The following is a 12,842-nucleotide window of genomic DNA, read 5'->3' on the forward strand; positions in this document are numbered from 1 at the left end:
TGCCCCGGAAAGTCCGGGGCATTACTTTATTAAAAATATATTTTAATTAAACACTTGTCTTTTTCCCACCCCGATGTTTCTTGTTCTCTTCCAATTTCTTCAACTGTTCTTCAGTAAGGATTGATTTCAGACTTTCTTTTTGCTGCATTTTCAATTCCTTATTCTTTTCTTTCTTTTGTTCTTCTGTCAAGGATTTGTCATCCCGGATAGACTTCATTTTCTCTCCCATTTTTTTCCTGCTTGCATCAAGCTTCGCTGATTGTGCATCTGTCAGGTTCAATTCTTTTTTCATTCTCTCACCCCGTGCTTTATTCATTTCAGCCATTTTGACTTTCCGTTCTTCTTTTTTCTTTTCAATCAGGTTCCTTTGGTCAGGAGTGAGAATAGCTTGCATTTTTGTATGATGATCTTTGCGAAGCGTCTCCATCTTTTCTCTTGATTCTTTTACAGTGATGTTATCTTGTTTTTTGAGATCAGCCATTTTTTTATGCTGTTCTTCATTAAGAGTTTTGAACTTTGCTTTTTGATCTTCAGTCAGGTTCAAATCAGCCATTTCTTTGCCATCATGCTTTTTATAGTCACTGTGATGATGCATGTCATCGTGTTTGCGTTCAGGGATTTCCTGTGCCTGGACAGCGGCAACGCCAAAAGCAATAGCAAATACGGATACAATTATTTTTTTCATAGCTAAATATTTCTTTATTAGATGCCGCCCGAATGAAAACCCTCTGGCAGAAGTTGTTAAATAATATTAAACAGGAGTAGGGAATTACACTGAAGTCCCACCTGGAGGCTTATTTTAATTCTTATTGGCAAGCTGTCCGCATGCTGCATCGATATCTTTTCCGCGGCTCTTTCTTAACCTTACATTCACCCTGTTCTTTTCGAGGAAATTCATAAATGCTTCGGTTGTTGCTTCATCCGGTTTTGTGTAACGAGCAAAATCGATCGGGTTGTATTCAATAATATTAATTAAGTCAGCGGGTACCTGCCTGTAAATTTTCATCAACTCTTCTGCATCTTTCAGCGAGTCATTGAAATTTTTGAAAAGGATATATTCAAAAGTTATTTCGTTCTCCGTTTTCTTGTAAAAATAATTCAATGCATCAATGAGGGATTTGATATTATTGGTGTCGTTGATCGGCATTATCTCATGTCGCTTCTTATCATTCGGTGCATGCAACGACAGTGCTAGTTTAAATTTTACATTATCATCTCCCAGTTGCCGTATTTGTTTAGCTACTCCTGCCGTAGATACCGTAATTCTTTTTGGACTCATAGCCAGCCCGTCGGGTGCAGTAATGCGTTCAATTGACTTCAACACATTTCTATAATTCAGCAACGGCTCACCCATTCCCATAAAAACGATATTCGTGAGTTTGTGCCCGATTATTTTTTCACTTTGCTGATTTATCATTGCCACCTGGTCATAAATTTCATCGAAAGTGAGATTGCGTTTTTTATCGATAAACCCGGTTGCGCAAAACTTGCAACTCAATGAGCATCCGATTTGTGATGACAAACAGGCAGTAGCCCTTTTTTCCGTCGGAATTAATACACCTTCTATTAAATGACCTTCATGTGTTCTAAAACTTGACTTTACAGTTCCATCTTCTGAAACCTGGGTTGTTTTAATAGTTAGTGCAGGGAGTGTAAATTCTTCAGCCAACTTCTGGCGAAGTTCTTTGCTCAGGTTGCTCATATCTGCAAAACTGAGGGCATGTTTTTGCCAGAGCCATTCCCAAACCTGCTTCACCCTGAATTTTTTTTCACCAATTGATTCAAAATACTCCTCCACTTCTTGTAAACTCAGGTGCCTGATATTTTTTATGCTCGTTTTTTGCATGGCGCAAAGATACGGCCGAGAGGCTGATTAGCCGGTTAGCAAATTAGCTGATAAAGAAGCGAAAAATCCGTTATTTGCACATATTAAAGCTGAATAACTTCATCTCACCTGAATAATATCCCGATAGTTATCGGGACAAAAGCTAAGTACAAAATGAAAAATGTTTTTATAATAGACGCAGCACGAACGCCAATAGGTAAATATGGAGGCGTATTATCGGCCATAAGACCGGATGATCTGCTGGCATTGGTAATTCGTGTATTGATTGAAAGAAACAATTCGATAGATATAAATGAAATAGAAGAAGTGATTGCAGGTGCAGCTAATCAAAGCGGTGAAGACAATCGTAATGTAGCGAGAATGGCTGCATTGCTTGCAGGCTTGCCAGTTTCTGTTGCAGGAGTTACGGTAAACCGTTTATGTGCATCCGGTTTGCAAAGTATAATGGATGCATCAAGAGCAATTATGTGCGGAGATGGTGAAATCTATATTGCCGGTGGTGTGGAAAGTATGACAAGGGCACCGTTCGTAATGCAGAAAACAAATGAAGCCTGGAGCCGTAAAGCAGAAGTTTTTGATACAACAATGGGCTGGCGTTTTATAAATGACAGGCTTGCTTCTATGTATTATCCATATACAATGGGTGAAACTGCGGAGAATGTGGCAGCACAATGGGAGATATCAAGAGAAGAGCAGGATGCATTTGCATTTAACTCACAGGAAAAATATTTTGCAGCTAAGGAAGCAAACAAGTTTGATGCAGAACTGGCGGCGGTTGAAATAAATAATAAAGATCTGATAAGCTGGGTAACTGTTGATGAACATCCGAGAAAAACATCTTTGGAAAAATTAGCAAAATTGAAACCTGCATTTATTAAAGACGGCACCGTTACAGCGGGTAATTCGTCAGGCATCAATGATGGTTCGGCAGCTTTGTTGCTTGCCAGTGAGGATGCTGTAAAAAAATATTCCTTGACGCCGATGGCTAGAATAGTATCAATGGCTGCAGCGGGAGTGGAGCCTGCTATCATGGGTATAGGTCCTGTGCCAGCAACACAAAAGGCTTTGCATCGTGCTGGTTTACAAGTCCATGACATTGGATTGATCGAACTTAACGAAGCATTTGCTTCGCAAAGCATTGCCTGTATTAAAGAACTGGGTTTAGATGAAAAAAAAGTGAATGTAAATGGCGGAGCCATTGCACTCGGGCATCCATTAGGTTGCAGCGGCGTAAGAATTTCAACTACATTATTATATGAAATGAAAAAGCAAAATGTAAAATATGGCCTCGCCACTATGTGTGTTGGTGTTGGACAAGGTGCTGCTGTTGTGTATGAATCTGTTTAATTTTTTTCTTTTCTTGTCCCCATCTTTAAAACAAAAATCATTTTTTATTGCTGTTTATCAGGAATTCAGAAATTTTCTATGAAAAATTCTTCTTAAAAATAAGTTAGTGCATCAAAACAGCATTTAAATTTGTCTTCTTTTTGATTAACCCTCTTTATCTATTGGACGAATTAGGTTGAACAAGGCTTATTACTTTTTTTATTAATAACTAAACCAAGCTGCATGAGAAAAATTTATCTTCTCCTTGTGGGCATAGTGCTATTTTCCCAGCCACTATTTGCTCAAAAGACTGTTACGGGAAAAGTAACAGACGAAAAAGGCGATCCGCTCGCCAATGTTTCCATTCAAGTAAAAGGAACCAACACTGGTACAACTTCGAAACCGGATGGTACCTATTCATTGCTTGTGCCTGCTACAGGTAAAGTTCTTGTATTCACTTTCGTGGATATGGAGCCAGTAGAAGTGGTGGTAGGTAATCAAACCTCGATCAACACTTCGATGATCACAGTGACAAAAGCACTTCAGGAAGTAGTGGTAACTGGTTACCAAACTGTAAGAAAAAAAGACGTTGCTTCTGCTATTTCAAAAATTAGCGCAGCAGAGATAGATAACCTGCCAATACCTAACCTTGCTCAAGCGATGCAGGGAAGAGCAGCAGGTGTTGCAGTATCAGCAGCCACGGGTATACCTGGAGGTAACATAAGTGTTATTATCCGTGGCGTGGGTTCAATTAATGCGGGAACAACTCCTTTGTATGTTGTGGATGGGATACAGATAAATACTGGTGCCGGTTCTATTAATACACAAAACAACCCCCTCAATTTTTTAAACCCTGATGATATTGAATCAATAGAAATATTGAAAGATGCGGCAGCTGCATCAATTTATGGTGCAAGAGCAGCTAATGGTGTTATTTTAGTAACAACCAAAAGAGGTAAAACAGGGAAACCGAAAATTACATTGAATACTTATTGGGGAAAGGCTTCACCATTGAAAATTGATCCTGTTTTAAATACACAGCAATGGTATACTATTCGTCGGGAAGCACTTATCAATTCGGGTAGTACACCACAAGCAGCAACAGATGCTACACTTGCAGTTTTAGGATTGCCTGCTGGCTCAACACAAGGAAAAGTTGATAGTCTACCAACTTATGAATGGCAGGATGCGGCATTTGGACAAGGAACTATATTTAATGCTGAAGCTTCTGTCAGTGGAGGTGGTCAGAATGTTACTTATCGTGTTTCAGCTTCTTATTCAGGACAAACTGCGATCATTAAGCCTGTTGATTTTGAGCGTGGGGCAATTATGTCAAATCTCAATTTTAAAGTAAACGATAAGGTTAGTATAGAAAATACTTTAAGTATAAGCACTTTTTCACAGATGGCTCCTTATAGTGTAGGTAATACCGGTTTTGGAAACCCTGCTTATTCAGCTGGCCAGATATTAACTATAAATCCTATTTATAACCCTGATGGAAGTTATTATGGAATGCCCGGCTCCGGACAATCAATTGCAGGAGCACTTTCACATAATATAGTAGCAGTAGCAGACCTGGTAAAATATTTTACAAGAACAAACCAATTTATCGGAAGCGCTGCTGTGAACTATAAACCTATTCCTGATTTAACAATAAGATCTTTTATTGGTATTGACTATCGCCTTACACAGGATCACAGATACCAGGATCCAAGAGTTAGTGATGGTTTTGCAGTGGGTGGCCGTCTTTCTGAGCAGGTTGATTGGAATTCAAATTTTATAACTACAACTACAGCTAACTATACTAAAAGAATCAAAGAAGATCATAATATAAATGCTTTAGTTGGTATTGAGTACCGTCGTGATCAAAACCAATGGTTCCAGGCTGATGCGCAGGGCTTTCCTACTTACCTGCTTGAATATTTAAGTTCAGCCTCAACGGCTGTTGGTGTTTCCGGACAGTGGACAGCCAGTGCTACGTTTTCTCAATTTGCAAAAGCTGGTTATACTTTCAGAAACAAGTATGTATTTAATTATACCATACGCAGAGATGGTTCAAGCCGTTTTGGTGAAAATAACAAGTATGGTCTTTTTCAATCTGCCCAGGTTGCCTGGAATGTTGACCAGGAGGATTTCATTAGAAAAATCAGAGCTTTCTCAACATTTAAATTACGCTACTCATTTGGCCAGGCAGGTAATGATCAAATAGGTAATACTTTATATGCCCAATTATATGGTGCTACCCGTTTATATGGTGGTGGTTCTGGTCTTTTCCCAAGCCAACTTGGAAATCCTGACCTGACATGGGAAACAAGAGAAGAAAACAATATTGGATTGGACCTGGGTTTTTTCAAAAACCGTATTTCATTAACTGTTGATGCTTATAAAAAAGTGAATAAAGACCTGCTTTTGGCCCGTTCTTTATATGCTACAACAGGTTTTACAACCATTCAGCAAAATTTGGGTTCGTTAGAAAATAAAGGACTTGAGATCTTATTGACAGGTACTCCTTTAGATGGAAAGTTTAAATGGACCACATCTTTTAATATCGCATTCCAGTCTAATAAATTGTTGGAATTATATGATGGGTTACAAGCATTGCCCGGGGATGCAAGTATTCGTGTAGGTTATCCTATTGGCTCCTTCTTTACATCAGAATGGGCCGGGGTTAACCCTGCCACAGGTAGAGGTATGTGGTATGATAAAAACGGGAACCTTACTTATAATCCTGGTGATGCAGATAGAAAAATTGTCGGAGATATTTATCCATCGCATTTTGGTGGATGGAACAATAGTTTTTCTTATAAAGGATTTACGTTGGAAGCATTTTTCCAATATGAATATGGACGGATAAGACAGGATCAGCAATTTCAGCAAATGATGCGTAACGGTGGTACTACCGGTAACTTCATATTGTATGGTTATCTAACCCGCTGGCAAAAACCCGGCGATGTAGTTGCAACTCCACGTCCGGCAAATAATATGACAGATTATAATTCTGCAGCCTGGTCAACAGGTACCCGTTATTTATATAAAACCGACTATATACGCTTGAAACAAATAACGATCGGGTATGATCTGCCTCCTAATTTATTAAAAAGATTTAAGCTGGATGGTGTAAAATTTTATGTGCAGGGCTTAAACCTTTGGACACAAACCGAATGGCCTGGATATGATCCGGAGTTTACCGGTGCGAATGTTGGTATTATCCCACAATCAAAAAACATAACAGTGGGATTACAGGTTAGATTATAAACTCTAATACAGAAAAAAAATATTATGAAACAAATAAGTGCTAGAATATTAATATTGGGAATAATTGCTGCTGTAGCAATGCCTGCATGCAAAAAGCAATTAGATATACCTTCCCGGAATTCAATTGACGCATCCATTGCATTAGGTGATAAGAATGGTATCGAGGGTGCAATTAATTCTGTTTATTCAATTCTAAAAAGAGAATCACATTATGGCCGCGATCTGTTTTCCATTCCTGAGGCAATGGCAGATGTGGCTTTCGCCAATGGCCGTTCATCAAGATTGGTAAATGAAAACCGTAATACCAGCGGTGCAAATATCACTACCGCATTATGGACAGGTTCTTATGGCGCCATCAATGAAATTAATCTTATCCTCGATGCCGCACCAGCAGCAAAAGGAGCTACACCAGCCGATCTAACAAGATGGGAAGGGGAGCTTAAATTTTTAAGAGCATTGTATCTTTTTGATCTCGTTAAAAACTATAGTTATATCCCAACCTTTACTGTTCCTGCACAGGATAAAGGTGGTGTGGTTATTAATCTCAAAGGATTTAGTAGTCCGGCTGATGCTGCAGCTTATTTTCCTGCACGTTCAACTAACGCAGAATGTTATGCACAAATAATGTCTGATTTATATAAGGCTATTAGCCTTTTAGCTAATAATGGAAGAGGTAGTACAGGAAGTACAAAAGCTATAAGTTATGCCAGCAAACATGCTGCATTGGCATTGGGCTCAAGAGTAATGTTATATGAAGGTAATTGGGCAAAGGCTGATTCTTTTGCAACTGCAGCAATTGCTTTAACGGGTGGATTAGGTGCAATGACAACTACAGGTAATTATGTTGCTGGTTGGAGAGCTGCTAATCATCCGGAAGCTATTTTCCAGGTATTGTATGAAACATTGGGCGAAAACCTTGGAGTTAATACATCATTGGCTGCTACACATACCACTCTTTCTGCGCCGGGTGCAGCTTTTCTTACCAGGCAAGGACAAGGTGACTTGGTGCCGAATGCTTTTTTGATTGGTCAATTAGGTATTACAGCAACATTCCTCACAGCAGCTCCAGCTTGCACACCAACTCCTTTTAATTTCAACTCAAGTTTATCAACCTCTGCAAATACAACTTGTACGCCTGGCACACCGCTATTGCCTGTAATAACATATAGTAATGACATTAGAAACAGATTATTTGAATGGGGAACGAATACAAGCGGGCATTATATTGAATGCACTAAATGGTTAGGTAAAAGTGGCGGACCTAACTGGGATAATACTGTTGTATTACGTTGGGCAGAACTCTACCTGAACCGTGCTGAAGCAAGATATCGCCGTAATGATGAGCCAGGTGCATGGGCTGATTTGAATGTTATCCGCACTGCACGTTATACAGGTTTTGTTGTTCCAGGTGTTCCATTAACAGGCCAGGCACTGCTGGATGAAATCTGGAAACAACGCATGCTTGAGTTTGCTTTTGAAGGCCATCGTTTCTATGATCTAAAAAGAAATGGTATCGCAATTGTGAAAACAAACCCGGTTACAAATTTGCCCGCAACAGATTTTAAATTATTGCCAAGGATACCAACTACTGAAGTAGATGGTAATCCAAACCTGTCACAAAACTTCGGTTATTAATTTTTAAAGTAGAAAAAAACAAATTATGAAGAAACATTCAATATACTTACTTGCAGGAATAGCAGCCCTTGTGTTTTCTTCCTGTATAAAGCAAATCGATAAAACATTTCAAGGTGCGACAGTTGTAGAAGTAGATGCTACGCCACTCAACTCTGTTGCCACTGGCCAGACCTACCCGATCCTTACAAGAATAGCACGTCATGGTATTCCGGTTGCAACAGCTGATTCAACATTGCGCCGTTTAAACGGAACAGTAAGAATTCGTTTGAACTTAGTTGGTCATCAAACAGGCGCTGATCAGACAATCGGGTATAAACTTTTTTCTACCCCAATTGCAACTATAGCATTTCCGGCAACAGCAACAGGGCAGACACCAAGCAGGGTCGCTGCCACCTTAGCAGTTTCAAACGGGGTTGCAGGCACTCACTTTACAGCGCTTAGCGGATTATGTACTATTCCTGCAAATAGTTCATTTGGTTATATTGATGTAGCTATACTTGATCCAGGTGCTACTGCAGGACAGGCAAGATTTTTAGGCATTCAACTGGATTCAACCGGTAGTTTAAAGCCTAACCCTAATTATAATAAACTGGGATTGGTAATAGACCAGCGATAATATTTCCCTAAAAAACCCATAGCAGGCTATTCTTTTTTGGATAGCCTGCTTTTTTATGAAGTAACTTTTGTCATTAGTAAAACGTTTCATAAGTTTAATATCTCAAAAACTTTAAAACCATGAAAAAATTTCTGCTGCTTGTCGTTACAGTGTGTGCATTTGGATTTGTAAATGCACAAACTCCCTCACCTGCCGATTCATTAAAAGAATACACTGGCAAGTATAAATTTCCGGATGGATCTCCTTTTAGCGAAGTAAACATTACCCTTGAAAATGGAGTGTTAACGGCTTCATCGGCCGCAGGAAGTTCAGAGTTGAAGCGTCGTGATGGAGATGTGTTTGATGTGGTGGCTTATAGCGGCACAGCTATATTTAAAAGAAATGATGATAAGAAAGTAACAAAGCTACAGATACAGGTAAATGATCTGGATATGGAAGGCGAAAAGGCGGCAGAAGGATCATTGTCAGATATTTTCTGGCGGTATAAAAAATAATTCTTCTTATAGATAAATTAATTATGACCGCAGTGACGTTTCGTTGCTGCGGTTTTTTATTGCGGTTGTTTGTAAAATTTATACAGAATAGATTTTACCATTCTAAAATTTGTGATAACAGATAATAGAATAAGTACAGCAGCAGTGGCAGGCAAAGCCCAGTGAATAAAAGAAGAAAGTTCCGGCCTGTCATACATTACAAAATGATGAAAACCCCATTGCAGCAGTTGTGTGATAAGTAATGCAACCAGCACAACAATTATATAAACCGGTATAAATTGTCTGGCTACATTTTTACTCACCCATCCCGGTGAGTAACCTAATGTTAGCAGCAATTGCAGATTGTCTTTACTTCTTGCAATAAGCAGCTGCAGGTAAAATGAAAATAACATCAAAGCAAGTACTACTACCATCAATCCAAAAAAACCAAGACCTGTAAATACTCCCTGCAATATCTGTTTCACCCTTCCGAATTTTGTTTTGTCTTTATTCAGGCGGTAATTTTTCTGTTCAAGATAATTGAGCAGTTCCGGGCTATTGGCATCTTTTGTTTTAAGATATAACCGTGAAGCTTTTGTAACAGGCTTGCTGGCAAAGTTGGTATTACCCCATTCCAAAAAAGTTTTTGGAACAAGAATGGAATTGATACGGTCGCTCAGTGCAACAATGGTCCCGTAAAATTCAATAGGGTTTTGCTGCCTGTCATAACAGGTAATAATAAGTGTGATAGATGAAACGGTTGCTTCAGATACCTGTGGTAAGCCATAACCCGGTGCAAATACATTATAAATTTCAAGGAAGTCAGAAGAAACGATCAACGGTACGGTTTCCTGTCCCTGTTGCCAGCTAAAACTTGCGGGTACAGTATCAATAAAATCATTATCGATTGCTTCAATGAAAAAATCAGTTTGAAAATTGAGCAACTTACCGGCGCTGAGTTGTAAACGGAAATCATTTGCTATCAACGGTGCTACTCCATCAATGAAATTTTGTTTCTTTAATTCTTCTGCTTCTTCAACGGAAAACATATTCATTTCCGGTTTACCCATCGTTTCATTGCTCACAGCTTTGCGGATAGAGATAAAATCATAACCGCTTTTTCTTGCAGAGGTTTGTTTTAGTAGTTGCTGCAGGTTTATATACATCTGGATAGAACAAAGCAGTAATAATACACCAATGCCTAAACCAAAATAGGAAAACCAGCGGCTGGTTGTATTTGTTCCGGTGAGGAAGAGAGGTTTTATATGTTTAAAAGAAGGTGTCATTTACAGATGCAGCAATTTTGTATAAGGGAAAAACTCGATTCGTTCAAGATCTGCAAATAGTATACATGCATTTCGTTGCTTTGTTTCTTCCAGTATCAGTTGCATGGCTTTTTCTGAATTGGCATTGTCCAGGTGACTAAATGGTTCATCCAGCAATAAAAAATCAAATGGCTGTAGTAATGCACGGATAATAGCAATACGTTGCTGTTCACCATAGCTGCATTGGCCGCCCGGTGATTGCAGTTTATCAGCAATACCCAGCCGTTCTGCCATCTCTTTTATTTTTTCGGATTTGTGATAAGGGTTCAGTTGTCTTTTTATTTCCAGGTTTTCCAAAACAGTTTGTTTTGGAAACAAGCGAAGGTCCTGGAACACAATGCTGAGATGATCTTTTCTAAAACGGGCCATTTCTTCTATGGAAAATTTCTTCAGATCATTTGAATCATAGCTGATGTTGCCATTGTATTCATGACGAAGCCCGTATAAAAAATGGATCAGTGATGTTTTACCGCTGCCAGATGGTGCAACGATCTTTACGAGATCGTCTTTTGTAAAAGATAAATTTTTTCCCCAAACTTCGGAGCTTGCCTTCCGCGATTCATCAAAATAAGTGGGGAGTAAATTATTTATCTGCAACTGCATGTATCAAATATAAAGAAAGCCACAAGTATTTATATATTACTTGTGGCTTTGCTGATTAAATATGAAATTATTTTTTCGGTTTCAATTCAACAGGGGGCGGGGGTGCAACTCCAGCTGAATCCATTTTCGGGTAATCGTCCTCACTCATATGCATTGCTCCTGAAAATTGTTTTGCAATACCACTTGCAAAATTACTCAGCTGCTTCAGGCTATTGGTATTTTTGTCAACCATATTTATTTCAACATGACTTTCTCCTACACCATCTTTCATTTCACCACCGTAAGCAATAATATTATCCCATATTTTTCCATCGCCGCCAAACATATTCATCATTCCTCTATCATTTGAGGTTTGCATTCCACCGATAATTTTTTTCAGATCAATATAAAATCCAAAAGGATGGCCGCTTATTTTATTAATAAATTCTTTATCTGAACCAGCTCCGGTGCCAAATGCTGAGATCTGTTCCTGTGAATTGCCTGCAACAAACCAGTTGTCTTTGATTTCGTATTTAACGGTATTCAGCGCATCGGAACCGTTACCCATTTTACCCAGTTCACCCATAGCTTTAGTGCCAGCTGCGATCAGTTTGTCAAACGAACCTTTATTGCCAATAGAAGTGGCGAATAAAATTTTTGCATCCGGTGTATTTGACTTCTGTTTGTAAACCTGTCCACCTCCCAAATCAACTGACTTTTCTTTTTCTACCATACCAAAGTCAGTAACAGCGAGCAACAGATCACCTTTATTCGCGGCTACAAAATCGTCAATAGTAAAACCGAGATCATTAAGATATCCGTCTACCATTCCATCTAAACCTAATAACTTGAGAAATCCTTTTATTCCTTCAGGCGGATAATTCAGCGCCAATGCAGCCGTTACATTATCACCCGGAATTTTTTTCAGCATTTCCGTATTCAGGTTACCGGCTTTGTATTTAGTGTAAAAATCTTGTAGTTCTTTATTGAAATATGATTTTGAGGTGCCAGTAATTTTTCCATTATCAAAATTGATGGTTACTGTAGAAATATTTCCTTCCATTATCGCTCCGGCTTTGAATATGCTGAGTTGCTTTGCCATTGAGCCGCCAGTCAAGTTACTTGTAACATACATATGCATATCCCCGGTCTCAGCCATCATCGATTTGAATTTTGAGTTACCAGAAATACTATTACTGCTTTTCAGGTTATATGTTTCTTTCGCATATTTCAATATGCTGTCCGGAGTAACTTTTGATTCATCTGAATGCCGGTTCATGCCCGGGTTCATACCTGAAGCATTTCCTACTATAATAAAACGGTCAGACTTCCATGTCATATACGAATCATCATCCTCACCAGCATAATTCATGTCGCCGTCTTTTTTTATTTCTACATTCTTGTCCAATTTCTTCAACATTTCTTCAAATGCTTTGGCATCTTTCAGTTTACCCTGGAAACAGACGTACATATGATTGCCGGAGGGTTTTATGAACATGTAAAAATCACTGTTCAGGTCAATGCCGGATGCTGCCGGATCTTCCAGCAGTTTTCTATGAATATCGCTTGAAGCTTCGCCGGAATTCATCATCTTGAACCAGTCGGATGATTTAATGTCATTCCAGCTTATTTTAGAGCTGAGAGATGCTGCATTGACATGCAATACCATTGCGGCATCTTCTGGTACCAGAATGTCTGCACTTTTACTGCCGCAACTGGCAATAAAAAAAGAAACTAGGCTGATGATCAAAAGATTTTTAATTGTTGGTTTCATGACTGTTTTA

The 12,842-nt window shown here is 38.9% G+C and carries 10 protein-coding genes; 5 read left to right on the forward strand and 5 right to left on the reverse strand.

The features are described from left to right. Positions 1-46: 46 nt before the first annotated feature. Both E6H07_08660 and rlmN read right to left on the reverse strand, forming a co-directional pair. The gene (locus tag E6H07_08660; protein ID TMI65960.1) at positions 47-685 is read right to left on the reverse strand and encodes a hypothetical protein; all 639 of its coding nucleotides are present in this window, start codon (positions 683-685) and stop codon (positions 47-49) included. A 114-nt stretch (positions 686-799) separates the two neighbouring features. Then, positions 800-1,846, reverse strand: a complete 1,047-nt coding sequence (gene rlmN, locus E6H07_08665; GenBank protein TMI65961.1) for a 23S rRNA (adenine(2503)-C(2))-methyltransferase RlmN — start codon at positions 1,844-1,846, stop codon at positions 800-802. A gap of 153 nt (positions 1,847-1,999) precedes the next feature. On the opposite strand from rlmN, the gene E6H07_08670 reads away from it, so the two are divergent. The 5 genes from E6H07_08670 (at position 2,000) to E6H07_08690 (ending at position 9,172) form a co-directional block, all read left to right on the forward strand. Continuing rightward, positions 2,000-3,193 carry an acetyl-CoA C-acyltransferase gene (locus E6H07_08670; GenBank protein ID TMI65962.1) on the forward strand — a complete coding sequence of 398 codons (1,194 nt, stop codon included), beginning with the start codon at positions 2,000-2,002 and terminating at the stop codon, positions 3,191-3,193. Between the two features lie 222 nt (positions 3,194-3,415). Then, entirely contained in the window at positions 3,416-6,427 is a 3,012-nt protein-coding gene (locus tag E6H07_08675) for a TonB-dependent receptor (protein ID TMI65963.1), read from the forward strand. 24 nt (positions 6,428-6,451) lie between these two features. After that, positions 6,452-8,062, forward strand: a complete 1,611-nt coding sequence (locus E6H07_08680) for a RagB/SusD family nutrient uptake outer membrane protein (protein TMI65964.1) — start codon at positions 6,452-6,454, stop codon at positions 8,060-8,062. Positions 8,063-8,087: 25 nt separating this feature from the next. Further along, positions 8,088-8,678 carry a hypothetical protein gene (locus E6H07_08685; GenBank protein ID TMI65965.1) on the forward strand — a complete coding sequence of 197 codons (591 nt, stop codon included), beginning with the start codon at positions 8,088-8,090 and terminating at the stop codon, positions 8,676-8,678. Between the two features lie 119 nt (positions 8,679-8,797). Beyond that, positions 8,798-9,172, forward strand: a complete 375-nt coding sequence (locus E6H07_08690) for a DUF3471 domain-containing protein (GenBank protein TMI65966.1) — start codon at positions 8,798-8,800, stop codon at positions 9,170-9,172. Between the two features lie 56 nt (positions 9,173-9,228). Here the strand turns inward: E6H07_08690 and E6H07_08695 are convergent, their stop codons facing one another. The 3 genes from E6H07_08695 to E6H07_08705 all read right to left on the reverse strand — a co-directional run bounded on the left by E6H07_08695 (position 9,229) and on the right by E6H07_08705 (position 12,832). After that, on the reverse strand, positions 9,229-10,437 hold the full coding sequence (locus E6H07_08695) for an FtsX-like permease family protein (GenBank protein TMI65967.1): 1,209 nt from the start codon (positions 10,435-10,437) through the stop codon (positions 9,229-9,231). After that, positions 10,438-11,079: an ATP-binding cassette domain-containing protein gene (locus E6H07_08700; protein ID TMI65968.1), complete on the reverse strand. Its 642-nt coding sequence runs from the start codon at positions 11,077-11,079 to the stop codon at positions 10,438-10,440. Positions 11,080-11,146: 67 nt separating this feature from the next. After that, a complete protein-coding gene (locus E6H07_08705; GenBank protein TMI65969.1) occupies positions 11,147-12,832 on the reverse strand; it encodes a DUF4836 family protein in 1,686 nt (561 codons plus the stop codon). Positions 12,833-12,842: the final 10 nt, after the last annotated feature.

It is taken from the genome of Bacteroidota bacterium (assembly GCA_005882315.1).
GTDB lineage: Bacteria > Bacteroidota > Bacteroidia > Chitinophagales > Chitinophagaceae > VBAR01.

Excerpts from the sequence above, each read along its gene's own strand:
- rlmN (TMI65961.1), bottom strand. The coding sequence starts at position 1,846 with ATGCAAAAAACGAGCATAAAAAATATCAGGCACCTGAGTTTACAAGAA.
- E6H07_08700 (TMI65968.1), bottom strand. The coding sequence starts at position 11,079 with ATGCAGTTGCAGATAAATAATTTACTCCCCACTTATTTTGATGAATCG.
- E6H07_08705 (TMI65969.1), bottom strand. The coding sequence starts at position 12,832 with ATGAAACCAACAATTAAAAATCTTTTGATCATCAGCCTAGTTTCTTTT.
- E6H07_08690 (TMI65966.1), top strand. The coding sequence starts at position 8,798 with ATGAAAAAATTTCTGCTGCTTGTCGTTACAGTGTGTGCATTTGGATTT.
- E6H07_08685 (TMI65965.1), top strand. The coding sequence starts at position 8,088 with ATGAAGAAACATTCAATATACTTACTTGCAGGAATAGCAGCCCTTGTG.
- E6H07_08695 (TMI65967.1), bottom strand. The coding sequence starts at position 10,437 with ATGACACCTTCTTTTAAACATATAAAACCTCTCTTCCTCACCGGAACA.
- E6H07_08680 (TMI65964.1), top strand. The coding sequence starts at position 6,452 with ATGAAACAAATAAGTGCTAGAATATTAATATTGGGAATAATTGCTGCT.
- E6H07_08660 (TMI65960.1), bottom strand. The coding sequence starts at position 685 with ATGAAAAAAATAATTGTATCCGTATTTGCTATTGCTTTTGGCGTTGCC.
- E6H07_08670 (TMI65962.1), top strand. The coding sequence starts at position 2,000 with ATGAAAAATGTTTTTATAATAGACGCAGCACGAACGCCAATAGGTAAA.
- E6H07_08675 (TMI65963.1), top strand. The coding sequence starts at position 3,416 with ATGAGAAAAATTTATCTTCTCCTTGTGGGCATAGTGCTATTTTCCCAG.